We start from the raw sequence: 23,701 nt of genomic DNA on the forward strand, positions 1-23,701 counted from the left end.
ATATGGATACGGTAACATTAGCAAGAGCATTTTTCGGTTCTTCATTAGCATTCCACATTATCTTTGCAACACTTGGGGTCGGACTTTCATTGATGATTTTTATAAGCGAAATACTCTATCACTGGAAGAAAGACTCCGACTATGCCATTATGGCGAAAAGATGGACAAAGGCGTTTGCTATTCTTCTCGGTGTAGCAATTCCAACTGGAACAATCGTTGGTGTGCAAATCTCACTTCTTTGGCCTGGTTTCGCCAAAATTGTTGGGCAAGTTATTTCTGTTCCCTTCCAAATTGAGATTTTCGCCTTCTTTTTGGAGGCTTTATTCATGTCGATTTACGTATATGCAGCCGATAAACTTCCTCCATTTATGAGATTAATATCGCTATTTTTCGTCATGCTTGGTGCCACGGCATCCGCCGTGCTTATTACATCAGCAAATACATGGATGAATACACCAGCAGGCTTTTCAATGAATCCAGATGGATCTGTTTTTAACGTTGATCCTTGGAAAGCTTTCTTTAATCCGAGTTTTGGTACAAGTGCATTCCATGTCGTTATTACGGCTTATGCAACTGGTGCGGCTGTCATTGCTTCTATCGCTGGATTTAAATTATTGAAGAAAAATTTAAGTACACGTGAAATTGCTTATCATAAAAAAGGGCTGCTATTAGGGCTTGTCGTTACATTTATTACAGGCGCTACGATGTGGCTTTCAGGACATGAATCAGCGATCGCCTTACATAAACACTCACCTGAAAAACTTGCATCTGCTGAAGCTTTATTTGAAACGACATCACACGCACCGCTATCCATTGGCGGAGTTGTGGATCCCAATACACTTGAACTAAACTATGCACTTGAAATTCCCAACATGCTTAGCTTATTAGTGGGACTAGACCCTAGCACTGTCGTAAAAGGTCTAAAGGAATTTCCCCAAGAAACATGGCCACCATTTTATACACATACACTATTCAACTTAATGGTCGGCACCGCTGCGTTTACCTTTGCAGTTGCAGCAATTGCGCTCTTATATTGGTACTTCGTTTACCGAAAAAAGGGAACAGAACTACCAAAGTGGCTACTTTGGGGGGCTGCCGCATGCGGACCAATTATGATGCTCGGTATTGAATTCGGATGGATTTTCAGTTGTAGCGGTCGTCAACCATGGACAATTTATGGTATGCAACGTACCGTCGATGCATCTACACGCGCTGATTTCGTCGGTCCTTTATTTGTTTTGTTCATCATTTTATATATTGGACTCGCTATTTTAACAGTCATTGTTCTACGGACATTCTTTAGAAGACATCCATTAAAGAATGATTTACAACACCAAGGAGGCGATTCTCATGCATGAGGAAAGTATTGCAATCATCATCTTATGGGCCCTTATTTTCGTATACAGTATACTAGGGTCCATCGATTTTGGAGCTGGTTTTTGGGGCATGGTATACGCAAAACATCCGACGCTCGCTGCTAAACTTGCAAATCGGTACTTATCACCAACTTGGGAGGTAACAAATACGTTTCTTGTTTTCGTCGTTGTCGCATTTCTCGGCTTCTTTCCGAAAGCGGCCTTTACTCTTGCGACAGTAATGTTCGTACCAGTTATGTTAATTTTAGTGCTCGTTGCAGTACGTAGTACGTTTATGGTATTTGCTTACTCTTTGCCAAAATATCAGTACCTTCTTCGGGTTATTTCAGGTATTACTGGTCTCTTAATTCCAGCACTATTAATTACCGTTTTACCCGTTACAGAGGGAGCCTATATTACAATGTCTGAAGGAAAAGAAGTACTCTTGTATGGAAAACTTCTTTCTAGCCCGGTTATCTATTGTTATATGCTCTTCGGACTAACGTCTGAACTGTTTCTCTCCTCTCTCTTTCTCGCTGATTTTGCGAGAGAACAAAGTTCAGAAGATACGTATAGAATTTATAGAAGAAATGCCATCATCCTTGGTCCTGCAACGCTCGTTACAGCGATCATCGCCCTCGTTGTAATGGATCCAGAAACACATTGGCTTACGCAAGGATTAATAAAGCAATTCCCGTGGTTTACAGTTTCTATTGTTTTATTCGTTATCGGATACTCGTCCCTTTGGTGGACAAACAAAAAGTACAATACACTAGGATACCCTCGCATTGCCGTTTTAGCTGTCGTCGCTCAATATGCATTTGCAAGCTACGCTTACGGCGTCGCGCATTTACCGTATATTATTTATCCTGACGTAACTGTATTTACAAGCTTTACAACGACAGAAACGTTCTATGCACTGCTCATTCTATACGCAATTGGGATTGCAATTTTATTACCAGGATTTATTTTCTTCTGGAATTTATTCTTGAAGGATCGTACTTTTTTGAAGGAAAAATAATATAGTCTTGGAGTCTGTCCCAAAAGGCATTTTGGAATAGACTCCTTTTGTCATGTTTTGTCGATAAGTCGATATATTTTAAAAATCGCTGATATATTTTAACTTGCGCCAATACATCTCCATAATCGCCCATATAAATTTCATTTACTATTTTACTGCCCCACTAATTTATAGACTCCTCTCATAATAGTTATTTCACTATTCGTGACACTTGTCCTTTAGCTTGAAAAACACATATTCGCTTCATCTCGTTATACGTCTAGTTCTTCTTATTTTTTGCTGAATATACTACCAATATAAACTTGAGACAAGCTACATCTGTTCAAGGGAAAATAGAAAGGTAGGCAAAATATGAGCATTGAAATATGGATTACTATTATTGTATTCTTCTTAACGATGATTGTTATCTTTTGGCGGCCTCGCGGTTTAAATGAGGCGTGGCCAGCAGCAATCGGTGCTGGCATTATCCTAATTACTGGACTTGTGTCAAAACCAGACGTCATAGATATTGTTAGTAAAATAGGAGGGGCCTCCATAACAATATTAGCAACTATTGTTATGGCAGTTATATTAGAAAGCTTCGGCTTCTTCCATTGGTCCGCAGCGAAACTGGCAAATCTAGCGAAAGGTTCTGGACGCCGTCTATACTGGTATATTCAATTATTATGTTTTCTTATGACTCTTTTATTTAATAACGACGGTAGTATTTTAATTACAACTCCCATTTTAATTCTTCTTCTAAAAAACCTTCAATTAAAACCACATCAACAAATTCCTTATTTATTAAGCGGAGCTTTAATCGCTACCGCATCTAGTGCACCAATTGGTGTAAGTAATATCGTAAACTTAATTGCATTAAATATCGTTAATATGACTCTTTATATGCATACTGCTATGATGTTTGTACCTGCAACATTAGGCTTATTATTTATGTCATGGCTCATGTATACAGTTTTGAAGAAAAAACTTCCGAAAAAATTACCTGTTTCTTCATATGATATTGAAGAAATTTTCTTCACGAAAAACTTCCATCCACTAAAAGGAAATAATTCTGTTGATACGAAACAAAAACGGACAAGATTCATGTTAAAAGTATTAGGTTTCGTCTTCCTGATGCGCTGTCTTTTATTCGTTGCATCCTTCTTATCCATCCCAATTGAAATCGTTGCAGTACTTGGTTCACTTGTTCTTCTCATTTGGAGATGGTACTACTTACGAACAAATCCTGTCGACATTTTGAAAAAGACACCGTGGCACATTTTAATTTTCGCCTTCTCTATGTACGTCATTATTTACGGACTCCACAACGCAGGATTAACAGCTGTACTTGTACAATGGCTCGAGCCAATTGTGAATCAGCATCTACTCTATGCTAGCTTTGCAATGGGCGGACTTGTATCCATCCTCTCTAACGTCTTCAATAACCATCCTGCCCTTATGATTGGTACAATCACATTAACAGAAATGGGACTAGATCCAGTCACATTAAAAACAATCTATCTTGCAAACATCATTGGTAGTGACATCGGTTCACTATTACTACCAATTGGTACACTAGCTTCACTCATTTGGATGTATATTCTGAAACAAAACAAAATTAAAGTAAAATGGAAAGACTATTTAAGTGTATCCCTTATCGTTATCCCGCTCACAACAGTCGTCACACTATTCCTCTTATTCTACTGGGTACATCTCTTCTTCGCCTTATAAAGTGAAACTTTAATCAGTGGGGGTTTTGTTCATCCCCCACTGATTATTAGCCTTCACCAATCGGGCTTTTACGGGCAGTTTACCCCCGACCTAACTTCTTTGCTTCCGCTGAATTTTGAGGTGGGGGTCTTACTGCCCACAAATAGCGGGATAAACAACAGAAGCCCCATTTGCTACCGTCTTAGCAAATGGGGCTTCTTCTATAATAAAGTTAGGTACTACAGTGTGATCAATCAAGTAAAGAGGTGTAACATGTTATTGATATAAATGACTACCAGCTTCTTTAAATTCTTCCGCTTTCTCTTTCATTCCTTTTTCAATTGCTTCTGTCGTTTCTAAATCATTTTCTTTTGCATACTCACGAATATCATGCGAAATTCTCATACTACAAAACTTCGGTCCACACATTGAACAGAAGTGAGCTGTCTTTGCCCCTTCTGCAGGCAACGTTTCATCATGATATTCCATCGCGCGTTCAGGATCTAAAGATAAATTAAATTGATCGCGCCAACGGAATTCGAAGCGTGCTTTTGAAAGTGCATCATCACGCTGATGAGCCGTTTTATGTCCTTTCGCAAGATCAGCCGCATGCGCTGCAATTTTGTACGTAATAACACCCGTGCGTACATCATCTTTGTTTGGCAAACCTAAATGTTCTTTCGGCGTTACATAACAAAGCATCGCTGTTCCAAACCAGCCAATCATAGCAGCTCCAATCGCCGATGTAATATGGTCATAACCGGGTGCAATATCTGTCGTTAGCGGCCCAAGTGTGTAAAACGGCGCGCCCTGACAAATATCAAGCTCTTTCTCCATATTTTCTTTAATTAAATGCATCGGTACGTGTCCAGGCCCTTCAATCATAACTTGCACATCATGTTTCCAAGCAATCTTCGTTAATTCACCAAGTGTTTCAAGCTCAGAGAACTGTGCTTCATCATTTGCATCTGCAATCGAACCTGGACGTAATCCATCTCCAAGAGAGAACGAAACATCATACTGCTTCATAATTTCACAAATCTCTTCAAAATGAGTGTATAGGAAGTTTTCTTTATGATGAAATAAACACCACTGCGCCATAATTGATCCACCGCGCGAAACGATACCTGTCGTACGCTTTGCAGTAATTGGAATGTAACGAAGCAATACACCAGCGTGAATCGTAAAGTAATCAACGCCTTGCTCCGCCTGCTCAATTAACGTATCACGATATACTTCCCACGTTAAATCTTCTGCAATTCCGTTTACTTTTTCCAGCGCTTGATAGATCGGTACAGTTCCAACTGGTACAGGCGCGTTACGAATAATCCACTCACGCGTCGTATGAATATTTTTACCTGTAGATAAATCCATAATCGTATCTGCACCCCAGCGCGTTGCCCACGTCATCTTCTCTACTTCTTCTGCAATCGAAGAAGATACAGCTGAGTTTCCGATATTCGCGTTTACCTTCACATGGAAGTTACGCCCGATAATCATCGGTTCAGCTTCTGGATGATTAATATTCGCTGGTAAAATAGCGCGGCCTTCTGCGATTTCCTTACGAACAAACTCCGGCTCTACCCCTTCACGAATCGCAACATATTCCATCTCAGAAGTAATAATGCCATTACGTGCATAGTGCATTTGCGTAACGTTTGCACCTTGCTTTGCTCTAAGTGGCTGGCGATCCATTTGCGGGAAAACAGGTGTATGTTTCGAAGCCACTTTCACACCGTCATCCTCTGGTTTCACTTCACGCCCTTCGTATGCTTCTACATCACCACGTCCCATAATCCAAGAGTGGCGCGGCGTTGGAATCCCCTTTTCTAACTCCACTTTATACTCAGGATCCGTATAAGGGCCGCTCGTATCATACACACGAATTGGCGGATTTGGAACGCCATTCGTTTCGCTTTGTTCAATCTCACGCATCGGTACTTTCATGCCTTCTCGTGGTCCATCCACATATACTTTCTTACTTCCTGGTAAACTCGATTTCAATTCAATTTGCTCAGCTGAAACAGATTGTTTCATAATTTTTGTTGCCCCCCTGTTCGTGACAAGGACGAGATATGGCCAGCGTATGCCAAAATAAAAAGAGCCAGGTCCATAAAAAAATAAGGACCTGGCTCATAAAAGACATCATTATGTAAAGCCGTTAACTTCCCTACGCTGGTACGAGCCAGATCAGGTCCAAAGGGTTAAGAAGTTCACGCGCTTCTCTCTCAGCCTACGCATACGTTAGGCACCCCTAGTTTATCACTGATTTAATTTTCAATACTTTCCCATCATACACCATAATCTGAAAAATTCAAAGTTTATTTCTTTTGTTTTTTATGGAATCATCCACGTTAAATAATATGCCTGTACATACGTCATAATACCAACAATAATTACGAAGAATAGACTATGCTTCACTGTAAAACGGAACAAATCCGATTCTTTTCCAGCAAGACCAACCGCTGCACAAGCGATCGCAATCGACTGCGGGGAAATCATTTTACCTGTTACACCGCCTGTTGTATTTGCTGCAACGAGAAGCACTTCAGATACGCCGACTTGCCGCGCTGTAATGGCTTGTAAATTTGAGAACAGTGCATTCGCAGACGTATCAGACCCTGTTAGGAATACGCCAATCCAGCCTAAGAATGGTGAGAAGAACGGGAATAGTCCGCCAGTTCCAGCTAATGCTAACGCTAACGTGGAAGATAGACCAGAATAGTTTGCGATAAATGCAAACCCTAGTACGAATCCGATAGATAGAATTGGCATTTTTAATTCGCTTAACGTTTCTTTAAATGTCACTACTGCATCTTTTACATTCATTTTCAAAATAAACATGGAAATGATACAAGCAATTAAAATCGCTGTTCCAGTTGCCGATAATATATCAAACTTCAAAATTGCCTCGTAAGGCGTTGGTTTATTTACAATGGGCTCCGCTTTCATTACTAAATTATGCAGACCTGGAATTTCAAACTTAAATACAAGACTTTCTAAAGCCCCTCCTGGAGCGAATAATGCCTTAAAGAAACTTTGGCTCCAAATGACTACCATAACCGTTAATACGATAAATGGAGACCATGCCTTCACTACTTTTCCAAACGTTAATTTCGGTATCGATGCTGCTGTCGTTGCTGCTACTTCACTATTTGCTTGCCCAGATTGATAAATTTCTTTCGGCTGCCAAACTTTTAAGAACAGCGCTAAACTAATTAAACTTACAAGTGCCGATGTAATATCCGGAAGTTCCGGCCCTAAAAATGTCGCTGTAATGAACTGCGTAATCGCAAATGAACTACCCGCTACAAGTAATGCAGGCCACGTTTGTCTTATACCTTTAAATCCATCCATTAAAAATACGATAAAGAATGGAACAAATAATGATAGGAACGGTAATTGATGCCCAGCCATTTTTCCAATTTTATGTGGATCAATACCTGTTACTTGTCCAGCAACTGTAATCGGAATTCCCATCGCTCCAAACGCCACTGGTGCAGTATTTGCAATCAAACAAAGACCTGCTGCGTATAAAGGATTTAACCCAAGACCCGCAAGAAGCGCTGCTGTAATCGCTACTGGTGCCCCAAATCCTGCCGCTCCTTCTAAAAATGCTCCAAATGAAAAACCAATTAAAATAACGAGTAGACGATGATCGTTCGTAATCGATAATACCGATGCACGAATCACATCGAATTGACCTGTTTTTACAGAAATTTTATATAAAAATACGGACATAATGATAATCCAAGCAATTGGCCATAACCCGTACAAAAAACCGTACCCGGTTGCTGCCATTGCCATCGTGAACGGTATTTTATAAGCGAATAACGCTACTAAAACTGTAATTACAACTGTAATAAATCCTGCTACATACCCCTTCATGCGGAAAACTGCTAAAGCTAAGAAAAAAAAGATAATCGGAATAAGTGCGACCGCTGCCGAAATCCAAATGTTTCCGAATGGATCATAAACTTGTGTCCATGTGTTCATTGTTCTCTCCCCCTAAAGAATCCCCTTTTGAATAGAATAACCTCATCAATAGACTATCAGGTCATCATACCTTTAAGTCTAAAATAAAAAAACGTTTAAGAAAACGTTTTCAAAAACTTTCATTTATACTGTACCATAACAATTTCTATTAAAAAAGATTTTTTTGAAAATTTTATTATTTAACAGAAAATCTTACAAAATCGTCACGTTCTTGTAATGTTCATCGATAGGAAGTTTGCCAAAATTATTGCATAATAATAGTATAACAACAGAAATTATTTATGAGGTGATATATATGAACGGAAATAAAATATTAGCTGCGTTATCATACTTTAGTGTACTATTTGCCCCTATCTTATTCCCTATTATCGTTTGGATTGTAGGAGACGCTGAAACAAAACCACATGCAAAACGTGCTCTATGGACACACATCATTCCAAGTATCGCTACATTCATTGGCGTAACTATTTTAGGAATTATGGGTCTTGGATCTGATCAACCAGATGTAACACTTGGAATTGGATCAATGATTGTCTTAGCTATTTGCGGAATCATCAGCTTATACTACTTCATCTGGAACATTGTAAAAGGAATTAAAGTACTGAAAGCTTAATTTTAAACAAACGTTTGTTTAAAAAAGGCCCCTTGCAAATTGCAAGGGGCCTTTTCCAAATTCATTCACTTTATCTTCTGCGTTTCTTCTTTTTTCTCATCATTTTCTTTCGGCGCGTATTCACTTTATCCGCTATAATGTGGAGCGTACTTGCCACAACAATTCCCATTAAGAACGTTACAATTTCAACCTCATGTTTCTTCGCAATTTCTATTAAATTACCATCCAGTGCGATTACATTTAATAGAAATAAAAATGGAGAAAAGACGATTAACATGTACGCAATACGAATCACATCACCAAGTATAATCGTATGCGTAAAGAAAGATCGATGCGGCATTACTTTCTTATAAGGATACCAAAATATACGTAAGAAACCCCATTTGTTATAAGCATTACTGTACGTATCTAAATCTGGTGTTAAAAATGAAGTACCTACTAAAAAACCAATTGCAAAAGTTAATAAAAAATCAAAATTTGTTAATCCATACGAAAAGAGCAAAAACAAAACAACCGGAAGGGATATTAAGTTTATTTTCGTATGCGTTCTTCCTGATGGCATAATGCACTTCCTCGCTTACGTTCGTCCTGTCACCTTATGACAGGTTTCACCTATTGACCTAATTTCTGATCGATAAATGTTGTGTCTATGTCCGAACCAAACCATTCTGCCAACTTCACTCGTGCCTTATCTTTCACATCTTCATTGACGTATAACGACACCTGTATTAGTGCGGCCGTTAACGCCCCTAAATCATCCGTATAGCCAATTCCAGCAATAAAATCTGGAATCGCATCAATCGGTGCAATAAAATAAGCAAGTGCTCCAATTACAATAATTTTCACTCGTTTTGGAACATCGGGTCTTTGCAAAACGTAAAACAGTAATAAACTTGCATAAATGACCGACTGCCCTGCTTGCTTTGCAACATGTTTTACTTTCTTCCAAAACGCTTCAACTGAAAATTTTTGTTTCATGTAAAAAGCCTCCCTATTTTTAAAAAGAAATAAGCTACAATATGTTATCAGTAAAAGTTCATGGAAATTACACAAAACCTATCAATGAACTTTCATTGTAACAAACAAACTAAAAAAGAACAAGTGTTCGTTAATTTTCACACAATTTCCTTCATATAATAGATTTCTAGATAACCCTTACCCATCTTCGTTTCTTATTTCTCAACAAAGAAAATTTTCACTTCTACTTAACATTCTGCTCTACCTTTGTTATATTTTCTAGTTGACGGACATATAAACGAATGTTAAAGTTTTCTCTGGTAGTGACAAATCTTATACAAAAAAATGTAAAATGTTATAGTGTTTCTCAGAAATGAATTTTGTTGTATAATACAGAAATGACGTTATGCTTATGAGCAACAAAAGAAACCAAAAGGGTATGCATAGTTATAGTCGTATATGGGTGAATATAGAACCTTTAATTATGGCCAAGAAAACTATGTATTTTTTATTTTAGCATTTTTCGCTCCAAAATCGACCAAGCCTGATAGAGAAAGGGTGGAAATGAATGAAAGAAACCTTGAAATCACAATTTCAAAATGTGCGTTTCACTTTATTCGTAGCTTTAGCCTTATGGCTGAAAACTTACCTTATTACACGCACAAGCTTTGATTTAAAACTTGAATCTTTCATGCAAGAATTCATTTTATTCCTTAGCCCATTAGCAGCATCATTACTGCTTGTTGGTCTTGCATTATTTGCAAAAGGGAAAAAACGTAACTATATAGCACTTGGAATTAATTTTGTCTTAACAATCGTTCTTGTTGGTAACGTAATGTTCTACGGATTCTACAATGACTTCGTTACATTACCGGTGCTAGGACAAACATCTAACTTCGGAAGTTTAGGTTCTAGTGTGAAAGAATTATTTAACTACAAAATTATCCTTGCATTTGCAGACATTATCATATTCTTCGTTCTATTGAAGAAAATGAAGAACTTTGCACCTACAGAGCGTGTAGCACGCCCGATGCGTTCTCTATACTTCGTATCAACAGTTGCTATTTTCTTCGCAAACTTAGGACTTGCAGAAGCTGAACGCCCAGAACTATTAACACGTTCATTCGACCGCGTTATGCTTGTTAAAAACTTAGGATTATATGTACACCAAGTATACGATCTTGGCTTACAAGCAAAATCAAGTTCACAAAAAGCGTTCGCTGACGGTAGTAAATTACAAGAAACAGAAAACTACGTAAAAACAACACAAAGTAAACCAGATCCAAATATGTTCGGTACTGCAAAAGGGAAAAACGTAATTGTTGTCTCTCTTGAGTCATTGCAAACATTCTTAATTGGTGCAACAGTTAACGGACAAGAAGTTACACCATTCTTAAACCAATTTACGAAAGAAAGTTATTACTTTGATAACTTCTTCCATCAAACTGGTCAAGGTAAAACATCTGATGCTGAATTCCTAGTAGATACTTCGTTATATCCACTAGACCGCGGTGCTGTATTCTTCACACACGGTAATAATGAATATACAGCAACTCCAGAAATTTTACGTCAGCAAGGGTATCACACGTCGGTATTCCACGCAAACAACGCAACATTCTGGAACCGTAACATTATGTATCCAGCACTTGGTTATGATCGTTACTACAACGAGCTTGACTACAAGATTACACCGGAAACAAAATTAAACTGGGGATTAAAAGATATCGAGTACTTCGATCAATCTATTGATATGTTAAAACAAGTGAAGCAACCATTCTATACTCGCTTCCTTACTTTAACGAATCATTACCCATTCACTTACGATGACAGTACAAAATTAATCGACGAATACAATTCTGGTGATGGAGTATTTGACCGTTACATGGTAACTGCTCGTTACTTAGACGAAGCAATGAAACACTTTATTGAGCGTCTAAAAGCAGAAGGTATTTACGACAACTCAGTAATCGTATTCTACGGTGACCACTACGGTATTTCTGAAAACCATAACCGTGCAATGGCACAGTTCTTAGGAAAAGAAGAAATCACTGCATTTGACCATATGAACTTACAAAAAACACCGATGTTTATTCACGTTCCGGGTCAAAAAGAAGGTAAAACAATTTCGAAACCAACTGGTGAAATTGACATTAAACCAACTATTCTAAACTTACTTGGTGTAGATTCTACAAATGACGTTCGATTCGGTCATGATGTATTCTCACCTGATAATAAAGGATTTGTTGTTCTTCGTGACGGTAGCTTCGTTACAGATAAATACATGTACACAAACAGTACATTCTACGATCGTGCTACTGGCGAAGTTGTACAATTACCGAAAGAAGAATCTCAACCACTAATTGATCGTGCCCAAAATGAATTGAACATGTCTGATAAAATCATTGAAGGTGACTTACTTCGCTTCTCTGAAAGTAATAAGATCAAAACTGGTGAAGTAAAAACAGTTATTAAAGAAGAAAAGAAGAGCGCTGAGTAATCTCAGCCTCTTTTTTTATTTTCTTCCATACAACTACTTATATTCATTAACTTTAAAATTACATAACCTTTACCAAATATTCACATAGTGTTAATGAAGAATCTCTATAATAAAATATGTAAACGAGGTTCTACATATTTCTTATCTCTCATCTTTCGTAAGATCCCTTAAAGAAGTGTGTAAATCTTTTGTTTCTACTTTCTTATAATTGTCTTTCAACATGTTTTGTTTCCATACACAAAACATTCAACGAGACAATGTCCCTATGAAAGATAGCTACCCTCCTTGTGCAGCATTCCATAAGAATGTTGCTTTTTTTTATTTAAAAGCAGGATTCTCATTCTTATTTTCGAATTTGTATATACAAAATGCTGTAAAGTGAAACATTAATCAGCCTCACCAATCGGGCAGTTATTCGCCCACTTCACTTCTTTGCTCCACCCGAATTTTTAAGTGGGAGTTTTACTGCCCGTTAATGAGGGGTAAATCATCCTTACTTCTCTATGAGTTACAAATACATATACGGTCATATGTAGAGAATTGCTTACATAAAAATTACTATAGTGATTTTTATCTCGCATGAATGAAAGTTTCACGTTACTTACGTACTTACGAAAGGATGGGACGGAAATTGGCATACGAAAAATTTGTACTTTGGAATGATGAAGTTATTGATACAACAAAACAACAAACGTACATAGAACTTGAAGAGAGAGGTTCGCAGTTCGGAGATGGTGTCTACGAGGTTATTCGCCTATATAAAGGGAACTTTCACTTATTAGATCCGCATATAACGAGATTATATCGATCCATGGAAGAAGTAGAATTATCGCTCCCTTTCTCAAAAGCTGAGCTCATCACTTTACTTTACAAATTAATTGAACGAAACCATTTCCACGAAGATGGCACAATTTATTTGCAAGTATCTCGTGGTGTACAAGCTCGCACACATGTATTTTCATATGACACCCCTCCGACAATTTATGCCTATATTACAAAAAAAGAAAGACCAGCCTTATGGATTGAATATGGTATACGCGCTATATCAGAACCCGATACTCGATGGCTACGCTGTGACATTAAATCATTAAATTTATTACCAAACGTACTAGCTGCTACGAAAGCTGAACGGAAAGGTTGTAAAGAGGCACTTCTCGTAAGGAATGGTATTGTAACGGAAGGAAGCCATTCCAACTTCTTTTTAATTAAAAATGGAACTCTTTACACACATCCAGCCAATCACCTTATTTTAAATGGCATTATTCGTCAATATGTCCTTTCTTTAGCGAATACTCTTCACATACCTGTACAGGAAGAACTTTTCAGCGTTCGTGACGTTTATCAAGCAGATGAATGCTTTTTCACAGGCACAATGATTGAAATTTTACCAATGACCCACCTTGATGGAACCGCGATTCAAGATGGGCAAGTTGGACCTATCACCAAAAAACTGCAAAAATCTTTTAATAAAATCTTGTTACAATCCAATATGTCATCTTCTTAAACACGAATAATTTCTGTCCTTTTATATTCAATATATGTATTTAAATGGAAATCAAGGTGTAAATTTATACCTTGATTTTTTCTTGTAATCTTTTTGTCATATTCAGATTCCCACATAAGCCTTGACAGTAATCGACATGCTCTTTAGAATTTTTAACAGTTGGTAAATATTTCTTCACTACATTACAGACAGAAAGGAATCGACAAATTATGAAAAAGTATCTTGCCGGTCTTGCGGCAGTGTCTGTAGCAGGAGGAGCAGCACCTACACTTGATAGTGTTCAAGCTGCACCTGAACAAAATACACAAAAAGCTGCTACAACTGTCCAAGCTTCTGCGTCAAACAACTCATCTTATACGGTAAACGCGAGCGTCTTACATGTTCGTGCGGGATCAAGCACTTCTCACGACATCATCTCACGTGTTTATAACGGTCAATCACTAAACGTGATTGGCGAAGAAAATGGTTGGTTCAAAATTAACATTAACGGAAAAACAGGCTTTGTTAGTGGCGAATTTGTATCAAAAAGTGGAGCAGCAAACAACAATGTAAGCACAGGTGGAAACAATAAAGTTACTGCTGATGTATTACGTGTACGTACAGCTCCTAACACTTCTAGTTCTGTTTCTGGACGTGTATATGCAGGACAAACATTAAACGTAATTGGACAAGAAAATGGTTGGGTGAAAATTAACCATAATGGACAAGTAGGTTATGTAAGTGGCGAATTCGTATCTGGCGTTTCTTCTAATGGGGGTTCTTCAAACAATAATACGAATAATAACAACCAAGAAGTAAAACCAGCAAGCGGAAACTATACAGTAAATGTATCTTCCCTTCGCGTTCGTACAGGTCCTAGCACTTCTCACACAACTGTAGGTTCTGTCAAAAAAGGACAAGTAGTACAAGTTGTCGGCGAAGTTCAAGATTGGTTCAAAATCAATTACGCAGGACAAACTGCTTATATAAGCAAAGACTACGTAACAAAAGGCGGTTCTAACGAAAACGTTACAGAAGGCAACAAACAAGAGCATAACAATAATAATGGAACTATTCAAACTGGCGGTTCTTACGTAGTTAACGCTACATCTTTACGTGTTCGTACAGGCCCTGCCGCTTACCATAGTGTAATTGGTGGCGTTTTAAACGGTACAACATTAAACGTAGTTGGATCTGAAAACGGTTGGTTTAAAGTAAATTACCAAGGAAAAACAGGCTTTGTTAGTAGCGAATTTGTAAAATTCGTTAAAGGTGGCACTACTACTCCTGAGCAACCAAAACAACCTGAACAACCTAACCAAGGTGCAATTGGCGACTATTACATTAATGCTTCTGCACTAAATGTACGTAGCGGCGAAGGTACAAATTATAGAATCATAGGCGCACTTCCACAAGGTCAGAAGGTTCAAGTAATTTCTGAAAACTCTGGATGGAGCAAAATTAACTACAACGGTCAAACTGGTTATATCGGAACACGTTACCTATCTAAAACACCAGTTGGAGGCGCAGTAGATAATAAGCCTAACAATAATCAAAATAACAATCAAAACAATAACAACAACAACAATAATAATACAGGCAATAATAGTGGCGACAGTTCTTCCGTACTTGCATATGCAAAATCAATGCAAGGTGTACCATACGTTTGGGGTGGAACTTCTGCTAACGGCGTAGATTGCAGTGGCTACATCTACCACGTATTTAAGAAATTTGGTCATAACATTAGCCGTCAAAGTGTTGCGGGATATTGGAGTAGCCTACCAAAAACTTCAAGTCCACAACCAGGTGACTTAATTTATTTCCAAAACACTTATAAATCTGGCCCTTCTCACATGGGTATTTACCTTGGGGGCGGATCATTTATCCAAGCTGGAGATAAAGGTGTAGCAATCGCTTCATTAAGTAACTCTTATTGGAAGAGCCACTTCTTAGGATACACGAAAGCACCTTAATTAATAGTTTCAAAGCCTTCTAGTTTACTAGAAGGCTTTTTGCTATGAGTTCAACATATTACTCCCTTTCTCCTACCTTCTCTCTATAAAAATAATGTATCTATTTTTTCATTTCATACACTTTATTCTGCAAAAATAATCCATAACGTTATCATAATGTATATATTCCCATAAAAAACATAACCTATTTCATGTCTATTTATTTTATATGTGTTTTTTTGAAGAATTTTCTTTTTATTTAAACTTTTCGTTAGACGTTTGACCTCCGATGTCCATTATGATAAGTTACTTAAGATGTATATTCGCAAAAGTATAGACAACTGGTTTATACACTTTTTTACTATGAGGAAGGAGCATACACTGCATGAATCTTTTATGGGGAATTGGCGGCGTGATTGGAGTATTAGCAATTGCTTTCTTACTATCTTCCAACCGCAAAGCTATTAATTGGCGCACAATTTTAATTGCGCTAGCATTACAAATGTCATTTTCATTTATCGTATTACGATGGGATGCTGGTAAAGCAGGTTTAAAACACGCTGCTGACGGTGTTCAAGGATTAATTAATTTTTCTTACGAGGGAATTAAGTTCGTTGCTGGGGATTTAGTCAACGCAAAAGGACCTTGGGGATTTGTATTCTTTATTCAAGCACTACTTCCAATCGTATTTATTAGTTCATTAGTAGCAATCTTATATCATTTCGGTATTATGCAGAAATTTGTTAGCGTCGTTGGTGGTGCATTAAGTAAACTTCTTGGAACTTCTAAAGCAGAAAGCTTAAACTCAGTAACGACTGTATTTTTAGGACAAACTGAAGCTCCAATCTTAATTAAACCTTACTTAGCACGCTTAACAAATAGTGAATTCTTCACTATTATGGTAAGCGGTATGACAGCTGTTGCTGGATCAGTTCTTGTCGGCTATGCAGCAATGGGTATTCCGTTAGAGCACTTATTAGCAGCTGCAATAATGGCAGCTCCATCAAGCTTATTAATTGCGAAACTGATTATGCCAGAGACAGAAAAAGTAGATAATAACGTTGAACTTTCTACAGAACGTGAAGACGCAAACGTTATCGATGCAGCTGCACGCGGTGCATCTGAAGGTATGCAACTTGTTATTAACGTAGCAGCAATGTTAATGGCTTTCATCGCATTAATCGCTTTATTAAATGGATTATTAGGATGGGTTGGTTCTTGGTTCGATATTAAACTTAGCCTTGATTTAATCTTCGGTTACTTATTATCACCATTTGCAATCTTAATCGGGGTTTCTCCTGGTGAAGCTGTACAAGCAGCAAGCTTTATCGGTCAAAAACTTGCAATCAACGAATTCGTTGCATACGCAAACTTAGGACCACACATGGCAGAGTTCTCTGACAAAACAAATCTAATTTTAACATTTGCAATCTGTGGATTCGCAAACTTCTCTTCTATCGCAATTCAATTAGGTGTAACAGGAACGTTAGCTCCTACTCGCCGTAAACAAATTGCACAATTAGGGATTAAAGCAGTTATCGCTGGTACATTAGCGAACTTCTTAAACGCAGCAGTTGCAGGTATGATGTTCCTATAAACTTATATAGAGTCTTCTCTTTCTCCAAGAGAAGACTTTTTTCATGCAATCCAAACGTATTATATATATCTATCAAGCACCTTATCCCAAATATAAGAACATTATGATACAATAATGTTTAAGTCTTTTTATTTTTCTGATGAAAATAGAAATACTACTTGTTGTTGCCCTTCAAAAGAATGTAACGACATAGTCAATTTCTTAATAATTGCGCATACTACAAGTATCTATGGATGAAATAGCTTTAAGGAGGAAAGTTTTGTGAAAGATAAGTTCTATAAAATCCTCTCTATGTGGATTCTACAAATTGTATTTTATTTTACTACTGTACATGTGACGAATTATGAGCATGCGCTCATTTTTACAATAATATACGTAATCGTAAATGTACTATTCTTATTTTTAGCTGACAAAACAGCATTTATTTTCTTCATACTAGGGACCATTATTTCCGTATTTTATTTATTTTATCAAGCATGGCTTCATTTATGGAGTACATCAGATCAATGGCAATATATGATTATCCACTTCCTGATGGCAGCTAACTTCTTCATTGTATATATAACAACTCACCTATTGAAAAAAGTGATTCATGAAAATAAAACTTTAACTGAGCGTGTGAGAACATTAGAACAATATATTGGAGAATCAAAATTACTAACAAGACAAGAATTCGAGAGACGCCAAGCGTTATTAACGACTGCAATGAATCGTCGTAATGAAACAGGCGTTATCATTTACTTTGATTTCACTTCCTTTAGTAAATATACGAAGGAAAGTGTTATGGACCGTGTAGCTTCCTTATTAGTTGAAACGGTAAGGAATGATTTTGACCTTGCTGCTGAATATGATAATAATACGCTAGTTATTTTATTACAAAACACAAATGAAGCTGGTGCTGACATTGTAATGAACCGCCTAAAACCAAAAATGGAGCAATGGCTTGCTGCTGAAGCAATCCGAGATATAAAAATTTCACGCGAGCACATTGGAAACAAAGGACAGACACTGTTATGATGACTCTCGTTATACTTCTTTTATTTCTTCTGTTTTGCGTACTCGTTTTTTGGATTAGTATCACATTTTCAATTAAATATGTACTTATTTTTACGGCCTTTCTATTCTCTGGCTTACTCGTTTACTACTCTTTCTTAACAATCGCGGGCTTAATTCACCGAAATAGTAAACGAAAAGATCGTACGCTAGAACATTATCCAAGCGTCGATATTTTCATACCTGCCCATAATGAAGGCGTCGTTATTAAAGATACCTTAGAGGCGATGGCGAAGATTGAGTATCCCGGAAAGCTAACTATTTATTTATTAAATGATAACTCTCAAGATGAAACACCTGAAATCGGCGATGATTTCGACAAAGCTTATGCTCATATTCGCCATATTCGTGTTCCACCCGGTGAACCGAAGGGTAAATCACGTGTACTAAACTACGGCCTTAGTATTTCAGATGGTGAATACTTCTGTGTGTACGATGCAGATAACCAACCTGAACCACACGCACTGCGAATGCTTGTAGAGCACGCTGAAACAACTGAAGATGCTGTTGGAGCTGTTGGACATGTTCGTACAGTAAACGAAAAAAGAAACTGGTTGACGCGAATGATTTCGCTAGAATTCCAAATCTTCCAGCTCCTTATGCAATCTGGACGCTGGTTACTATTCCAAACAGGCTCACTGACAGGAACAAATATGCTTCTTCGTCGCTCCGCACTAGAAGAGCTTGGTGGCTATGACCCTTACGCAATTGCAGAAGATGCTGAATTAACATTAAGAATTACACAAAAAGGTTATCTCTTACCAATCGTCCCAGAATCAGTTACTTGGGAACAAGAACCAGAGCATTTAAAAATTCTTATTAAACAACGTACACGTTGGCTCCAAGGGAATTTATACATTTTAGAAAAAATGTTCTCGTCATTAAGTTTCTTTAAAGGAAAACTTCTCGTCCATTCCTTACAACAAGTTCTAGTGTATGTTGTATTTTGGCTATTCCTAATCATTTCAAACGTTTGGTTTGTAATTGGGCTACTCGGGATATTCCAAATTCAATATAGCATTCCGCTACTATTTATGTGGTATGTCGCATATATTACATATGTTTCTCAATTATTTAGTGCCCAGAGTGTCGAACGAACCTTTACACCGACTAATATTTTTATTAGCGTTATTATGTACTTTACGTACGCACAGCTCTTTACGTACTTATTTATTCGTAGCTTAATCTTATACTTACGTGCAAAGAGCAAGAAACAAGTCATTGGCTGGGATAAGACAGTTCGATTCAAAAAAGATAAATAATAACAATAAGCACAGAGCGCCGTATGCTCTGTGCTTATTTATTGCCGTATAAATTATATATCAGACAATACCCCTTAGCTGAAAGTAATTTCACGTCCATCCCCCAACGAACGATCGACCTTCATTTATATACGAAAAAGTGATTGCTATTTTTGTAGAACCAATTGCTTCTCTTGCTGTTCTTTGCGCGTTTCAGTCTTAGGTTCCGTGCTTTCTTGGACACTACGATGTGCCACACGTTTCAAACAAATATGCTTCCACTTTCTTTCGTAACGTTTCATTATTCTAGATGTCCCCCTTGAATGCGCTTTAAAACTATTTGAAATCGCTTACAGGAAATAATATAGCACATATATATAAACGTGACAACACATTTCCGACAATTTTTTGTCAAAAATATGAATAGAATTCGTAAGGTATCGAATATTGTCGAAACCTATCGTTTTTTCTTCGTATAAAAGGCATACTACTTATATGGTAAAGTATTTTATTTCCCCTACCCGCATTTCAAATTCCTTCTATATAAAGTGAAACTTTCATTAGCCATCACCAATCGGGCTTTTACAAGCAGCTCGATTTATTTGCTTTTGCTGAATTTTGAGGTGGGGTTCTTACTGCTCAGCAAATAGAGGGATAAAAAAAGAGCTGATATGAAATCAGCTCTTTTCCTTCTATTATTAATGACGCTTCATACGTCCTTCTTTTTGTAACTCTTTAAATAAAGCTGCCATCATAAAGAAAATAACAAAGACGAACGGGAATGCTGCAATGATAGCTGCCGTTTGTAAGGCTTCTAATCCGCCAATATATAATAGCGTAGAAGCTATCGCGGCTAGAACGATACCCCAAATCATTTTAATACGATTTGGTGGGTTTAAACTACCATGTGTCGTTAACATTCCTAAAACAAATGTTGCAGAGTCTGCAGATGTAATAAAGAATGTTGCAATAAGTAAAATACCTAAAACTGATAAAGCTGATCCAAAGCTGCCCATCTGATCGAACATAGCGAATAATCCTACTTCTGTTCCCATCTCTTTAATTTTTTCAAACATATGTGCATCACCAAACAGCTCCATATGAATACCTGTTCCGCCGAAAACTGAGAACCAAAGTGCACCAATTACGGTCGGCACAAGTAACACACCGATAACAAACTCACGAATCGTACGTCCTCGTGAAACACGAGCAATAAACGTACCTACGAACGGTGACCAAGCAATCCACCATGCCCAATAGAAAATTGTCCATGACTGAATCCATTGATTCCCACCTTCGTCTAATGGACTTAAACGGAAACTCATACTTGGCAATTCCTGAATGTAAGAACCGATTGTTGAAGTGAAGTAATTCATAATAAAGTTTGTTGGACCTGCAAATAATACAATGATCATAAGTGCAAACGCAAAAATAATATTCGTATTACTTAAATATTTAATTCCTTTATCAAGACCTGTTTGCGCAGATAACATAAATAATACTGTTACGATTGCAATAATAACTAACTGAGTCGTTAATGAGTTCGGGATAGATGTTAAATAACTAACACCACCTGCAATTTGTTTCGCACCAAGACCTAATGACGTTGCAACACCAAACACAGTTGCGAAAACAGCTAACACATCAAATGAATGAGCAATACGCCCGTGTTCCCCGCCCTTAAATAACGGACCTACTGTCGCACTAATCGTACTTGCTTTTCCTTTTCTAAAAGTAAAGTAAGCAATACATAACGCTACAAACGCATATAGTCCCCAAGGATGTAATCCCCAATGGAAAAATGAAAAACGCAGTGCAAGGCGCGCACTTTCCTCAGTTGCACTATCTCCAAACGGAGGTGCGTATAAATGGTTTAATGGTTCGGCAACGCCCCAGAAAACTAAGCCAATACCCATACCAGCACTAAATAACATAGCAAACCATGTCATATAACTATAATCAGGTTCATCATCATCTTTACCTAAACGAATAGAACCGTATTTCGAAACAATTAAAAAGATAGACACACCTAAAATAATAGACACGGAAATAATATAAAACCACCCGAACTTACTAACTAATGCAGTTTGAATTGCGGTTGTTACATTTCCTAAGCTACCTTTTCCAATAATAGATTCGGGAATAATCCCCCAAATTGTAAATGCAATACATAATGTTAATGAAACGATGAATGTTTTTGTCAGTTTCCTCATCAAATCCCCCTTCGTAGGTTTCGCTTTTGTAAATAACATAAATTCCGATATGTAAAATCGGATAGAAAACTATAATTTTGCGGTGATTTTCTTACTTTCACCTTCACCAATTCGAATTCTTATGGACAGCCTTACCTTTCGTATAACCTTTTCACTCTGCAAGAGCTACAAGTTAGAAATACTGCTGTCAAATTGTGTGAGAAAAACGCGGATAGGAATGTATTTTCCTAAAAAAGGATGTGTTACATATGTAAAAAAGGGCAAAGTTCTTCCCTGCAACCCTTTCGTTTTGTAACAATTATGCGGTTTTTTTGCTAGTATATAGCACGTGTTTATAGCTTCACAAACAAAATGTTTATGTTTATATAACTATATTACCCATAAAACGGTAAAATACTCAAGGAATGTAATTGTTTAGTAAACATCATGTAACATTCCTGTAACATTTTTATTTACGTCGAAAAAAACATGTTGTATTAAATATTTTGAATATAACTAGAAACCTATGAATCATATAGAATGAAAAACGCTTTCCTATATTTTTTGTTATATTACAGGATGTTAACGACTTATTACGAATGGTTTGTAATTGTGTGTTTTCCCCAAATCCGAAAAAATCTGTTGCTATAATGAGGACACGAAAACAAACGCAATGGAGGCTATCATGAAAAAATTAATTGGTATAGCAACAGCAGCAGTTTTTGGTCTTGGGATTTTCACATCATCTGCTAATGCAGAAGCTGTTGTAACAACAGACGTACTAAACGTACGCGAAAACCCTACTACTGAATCAAAAGTTGTCGGTAAATTACTAAACGGTAATAAAATAGATGTTCAAAATACAGAGAACGGATGGTCAAAAATTACTTTAGACGGTAAAGACGCATTCGTAAGTGCAGAGTTCACAAAAAGCATCTACTACGTAACAGCTAACGTATTAAACGTACGTGCTGAAACGAACACAAACTCAGAGGTTCTTGGAAAGTTGAAGAAAGACGATGTAATCGAAACAACGAACCAAGTACAAAATGAGTGGTTACAATTTGAATATAACGGGAAAACAGCTTATGTTCATGTTCCTTTCTTAACAGGTACAGCACCTGTAATTGAGAAACAAGAAACAACTGCTCCTGCTAAAGCTGAAGCACCAGCTAAGGCTCAAGCACCTGTAGCACAAGCAAAACCAGCTGCTAAGCCTGCTGTGAAAGCTGCTGAAACTAGCGAACCATCTGGTGGTCGTGAGTTAACAGTTGTAGCTACAGCATATACAGCTCACCCGAGCGAAAACGGTGGCACATATGGCGGCCGTGTATTAACTGCAATGGGTCATGATTTAACTGCGAATCCAAACATGAAAATGATCGCTGTTGACCCGAAAGTAATCCCATTAGGATCTAAAGTATGGGTAGAAGGTTACGGAGAAGCTATCGCTGGAGATACTGGTGGTGCAATTAAAGGTAACCGTATTGATATCTTACTTGGATCAGATAGCGCTGCTCAAAAATGGGGACGCAAAACTGTTAAAGTGAAAATTTTAAAATAACCAATGACTGCTAAATTACAAGCCGGTTCTCTTTATTGAGAGCTGGCTTTTATTTATTTATAATACATATAAGGAGGCTACGCCCATGAATGTACAAGCAAAAGTAGACTGGATTGGTACGCCAAAACCGTACATATATAAAGATGAAGTGACATATAACGCTACTTCTATTGATTTTTCACTCGCTGGCGATGATAACCGCTATAAGTTAATTGTGCTCAAGTCTGAAAACAATACACATTACAAAATTGTGCAATATGGAATAAAACCAGGCTCTCAAAAGCCATTTCCTATCGACATTCCATTTGAACAAAACATGTTACCAATTATAGAGCAAATATTACATGATCCGTATGTACAAGCGATACTAAAGGAAACACACTCATAATTGTAAAAAAATATATCAACGATTTTTCAATTATATCTATCATACATCGCAATATATCAACGATTTTTCGATTATATCTATCATAACTTACGATATATCAACG

17 protein-coding genes and 1 riboswitch are annotated in these 23,701 nt (G+C 37.3%); of the genes, 12 read left to right on the forward strand and 5 right to left on the reverse strand.

Annotated elements, in window-relative coordinates:
* The first annotated feature begins 2 nt into the window (after positions 1 to 2).
* The 3 genes from cydA to V7S45_RS25765 all read left to right on the forward strand — a co-directional run bounded on the left by cydA (position 3) and on the right by V7S45_RS25765 (position 4,086).
* Positions 3 to 1,358, forward strand: a complete 1,356-nt coding sequence (gene cydA, locus V7S45_RS25755) for a cytochrome ubiquinol oxidase subunit I (RefSeq protein ID WP_000381978.1) — start codon at positions 3 to 5, stop codon at positions 1,356 to 1,358.
* The gene (locus V7S45_RS25760; RefSeq protein ID WP_342761567.1) at positions 1,351 to 2,376 is read left to right on the forward strand and encodes a cytochrome d ubiquinol oxidase subunit II; all 1,026 of its coding nucleotides are present in this window, start codon (positions 1,351 to 1,353) and stop codon (positions 2,374 to 2,376) included. Before cydA ends, V7S45_RS25760 begins: the two co-directional genes overlap by 8 nt.
* A gap of 351 nt (positions 2,377 to 2,727) precedes the next feature.
* Complete coding sequence (locus V7S45_RS25765) at positions 2,728 to 4,086, forward strand: arsenic transporter (protein ID WP_113304292.1); 1,359 nt, start codon at positions 2,728 to 2,730, stop codon at positions 4,084 to 4,086.
* Positions 4,087 to 4,341: 255 nt separating this feature from the next.
* On the opposite strand, the gene thiC is transcribed toward V7S45_RS25765, so the two are convergent.
* Entirely contained in the window at positions 4,342 to 6,102 is a 1,761-nt protein-coding gene (thiC, locus tag V7S45_RS25770; protein ID WP_000814485.1) for a phosphomethylpyrimidine synthase ThiC, read from the reverse strand.
* Between the two features lie 113 nt (positions 6,103 to 6,215).
* Positions 6,216 to 6,331, reverse strand: a riboswitch (TPP riboswitch).
* Between the two features lie 71 nt (positions 6,332 to 6,402).
* Complete coding sequence (gene lldP / locus V7S45_RS25775) at positions 6,403 to 8,061, reverse strand: L-lactate permease (RefSeq protein ID WP_342761568.1); 1,659 nt, start codon at positions 8,059 to 8,061, stop codon at positions 6,403 to 6,405.
* A gap of 295 nt (positions 8,062 to 8,356) precedes the next feature.
* Between lldP and V7S45_RS25780 the strand changes: the two genes are divergently transcribed.
* Complete coding sequence (locus V7S45_RS25780; RefSeq protein WP_001014099.1) at positions 8,357 to 8,674, forward strand: DUF4870 domain-containing protein; 318 nt, start codon at positions 8,357 to 8,359, stop codon at positions 8,672 to 8,674.
* A gap of 70 nt (positions 8,675 to 8,744) precedes the next feature.
* Here V7S45_RS25780 and V7S45_RS25785 read toward each other — a convergent pair whose 3' ends face one another.
* Both V7S45_RS25785 and V7S45_RS25790 read right to left on the reverse strand, forming a co-directional pair.
* Entirely contained in the window at positions 8,745 to 9,236 is a 492-nt protein-coding gene (locus V7S45_RS25785; RefSeq protein WP_001139059.1) for a metal-binding protein, read from the reverse strand.
* 50 nt (positions 9,237 to 9,286) lie between these two features.
* Positions 9,287 to 9,652, reverse strand: coding sequence for a YkvA family protein (locus V7S45_RS25790; protein ID WP_000810369.1), 366 nt, complete (start codon positions 9,650 to 9,652; stop codon positions 9,287 to 9,289).
* Between the two features lie 547 nt (positions 9,653 to 10,199).
* Here V7S45_RS25790 and V7S45_RS25795 point away from each other — a divergent pair.
* From V7S45_RS25795 to V7S45_RS25820, 6 genes are all read left to right on the forward strand, one after another.
* Complete coding sequence (locus V7S45_RS25795; RefSeq protein ID WP_000665333.1) at positions 10,200 to 12,128, forward strand: LTA synthase family protein; 1,929 nt, start codon at positions 10,200 to 10,202, stop codon at positions 12,126 to 12,128.
* 619 nt (positions 12,129 to 12,747) lie between these two features.
* Positions 12,748 to 13,632 (forward strand): D-amino-acid transaminase, encoded by an 885-nt coding sequence (locus V7S45_RS25800; RefSeq protein WP_089607808.1) that lies wholly within the window; start codon positions 12,748 to 12,750, stop codon positions 13,630 to 13,632.
* Between the two features lie 209 nt (positions 13,633 to 13,841).
* Positions 13,842 to 15,584, forward strand: coding sequence for an SH3 domain-containing protein (locus tag V7S45_RS25805; protein ID WP_342761569.1), 1,743 nt, complete (start codon positions 13,842 to 13,844; stop codon positions 15,582 to 15,584).
* A gap of 364 nt (positions 15,585 to 15,948) precedes the next feature.
* Entirely contained in the window at positions 15,949 to 17,160 is a 1,212-nt protein-coding gene (locus tag V7S45_RS25810; protein WP_001051020.1) for a NupC/NupG family nucleoside CNT transporter, read from the forward strand.
* A gap of 261 nt (positions 17,161 to 17,421) precedes the next feature.
* Positions 17,422 to 18,177, forward strand: coding sequence for a diguanylate cyclase (locus tag V7S45_RS25815; RefSeq protein WP_342761570.1), 756 nt, complete (start codon positions 17,422 to 17,424; stop codon positions 18,175 to 18,177).
* Positions 18,174 to 19,475 carry a glycosyltransferase gene (locus V7S45_RS25820; RefSeq protein WP_000988751.1) on the forward strand — a complete coding sequence of 434 codons (1,302 nt, stop codon included), beginning with the start codon at positions 18,174 to 18,176 and terminating at the stop codon, positions 19,473 to 19,475. The genes V7S45_RS25815 and V7S45_RS25820 overlap by 4 nt, the downstream gene beginning before the upstream one ends.
* A gap of 677 nt (positions 19,476 to 20,152) precedes the next feature.
* Here V7S45_RS25820 and opuD read toward each other — a convergent pair.
* Entirely contained in the window at positions 20,153 to 21,667 is a 1,515-nt protein-coding gene (gene opuD / locus V7S45_RS25825) for a glycine betaine transporter OpuD (RefSeq protein WP_089607734.1), read from the reverse strand.
* A 664-nt stretch (positions 21,668 to 22,331) separates the two neighbouring features.
* On the opposite strand from opuD, the gene V7S45_RS25830 reads away from it, so the two are divergent.
* Entirely contained in the window at positions 22,332 to 23,210 is an 879-nt protein-coding gene (locus V7S45_RS25830) for a cell wall-binding protein EntA (RefSeq protein ID WP_342761571.1), read from the forward strand.
* A gap of 85 nt (positions 23,211 to 23,295) precedes the next feature.
* Positions 23,296 to 23,598: a DUF3910 family protein gene (locus tag V7S45_RS25835; RefSeq protein WP_001102539.1), complete on the forward strand. Its 303-nt coding sequence runs from the start codon at positions 23,296 to 23,298 to the stop codon at positions 23,596 to 23,598.
* Positions 23,599 to 23,701 lie beyond the last annotated feature (103 nt).

The sequence above is a fragment of the Bacillus sp. BR3(2024) genome, from assembly GCF_039134555.1.
GTDB classification, from domain to species: Bacteria; Bacillota; Bacilli; order Bacillales; family Bacillaceae_G; genus Bacillus_A; species Bacillus_A cereus.

Bases quoted from the DNA above. Each gene is read 5' to 3' on its own strand.
- cydA (WP_000381978.1), top strand. From the start codon at position 3: ATGGATACGGTAACATTAGCAAGAGCATTTTTCGGTTCTTCATTAGCA.
- V7S45_RS25760 (WP_342761567.1), top strand. From the start codon at position 1,351: ATGCATGAGGAAAGTATTGCAATCATCATCTTATGGGCCCTTATTTTC.
- V7S45_RS25765 (WP_113304292.1), top strand. From the start codon at position 2,728: ATGAGCATTGAAATATGGATTACTATTATTGTATTCTTCTTAACGATG.
- thiC (WP_000814485.1), bottom strand. From the start codon at position 6,102: ATGAAACAATCTGTTTCAGCTGAGCAAATTGAATTGAAATCGAGTTTA.
- lldP (WP_342761568.1), bottom strand. From the start codon at position 8,061: ATGAACACATGGACACAAGTTTATGATCCATTCGGAAACATTTGGATT.
- V7S45_RS25780 (WP_001014099.1), top strand. From the start codon at position 8,357: ATGAACGGAAATAAAATATTAGCTGCGTTATCATACTTTAGTGTACTA.
- V7S45_RS25785 (WP_001139059.1), bottom strand. From the start codon at position 9,236: ATGCCATCAGGAAGAACGCATACGAAAATAAACTTAATATCCCTTCCG.
- V7S45_RS25790 (WP_000810369.1), bottom strand. From the start codon at position 9,652: ATGAAACAAAAATTTTCAGTTGAAGCGTTTTGGAAGAAAGTAAAACAT.
- V7S45_RS25795 (WP_000665333.1), top strand. From the start codon at position 10,200: ATGAAAGAAACCTTGAAATCACAATTTCAAAATGTGCGTTTCACTTTA.
- V7S45_RS25800 (WP_089607808.1), top strand. From the start codon at position 12,748: ATGGGACGGAAATTGGCATACGAAAAATTTGTACTTTGGAATGATGAA.
- V7S45_RS25805 (WP_342761569.1), top strand. From the start codon at position 13,842: ATGAAAAAGTATCTTGCCGGTCTTGCGGCAGTGTCTGTAGCAGGAGGA.
- V7S45_RS25810 (WP_001051020.1), top strand. From the start codon at position 15,949: ATGAATCTTTTATGGGGAATTGGCGGCGTGATTGGAGTATTAGCAATT.
- V7S45_RS25820 (WP_000988751.1), top strand. From the start codon at position 18,174: ATGATGACTCTCGTTATACTTCTTTTATTTCTTCTGTTTTGCGTACTC.
- opuD (WP_089607734.1), bottom strand. From the start codon at position 21,667: ATGAGGAAACTGACAAAAACATTCATCGTTTCATTAACATTATGTATT.
- V7S45_RS25830 (WP_342761571.1), top strand. From the start codon at position 22,332: ATGAAAAAATTAATTGGTATAGCAACAGCAGCAGTTTTTGGTCTTGGG.
- V7S45_RS25835 (WP_001102539.1), top strand. From the start codon at position 23,296: ATGAATGTACAAGCAAAAGTAGACTGGATTGGTACGCCAAAACCGTAC.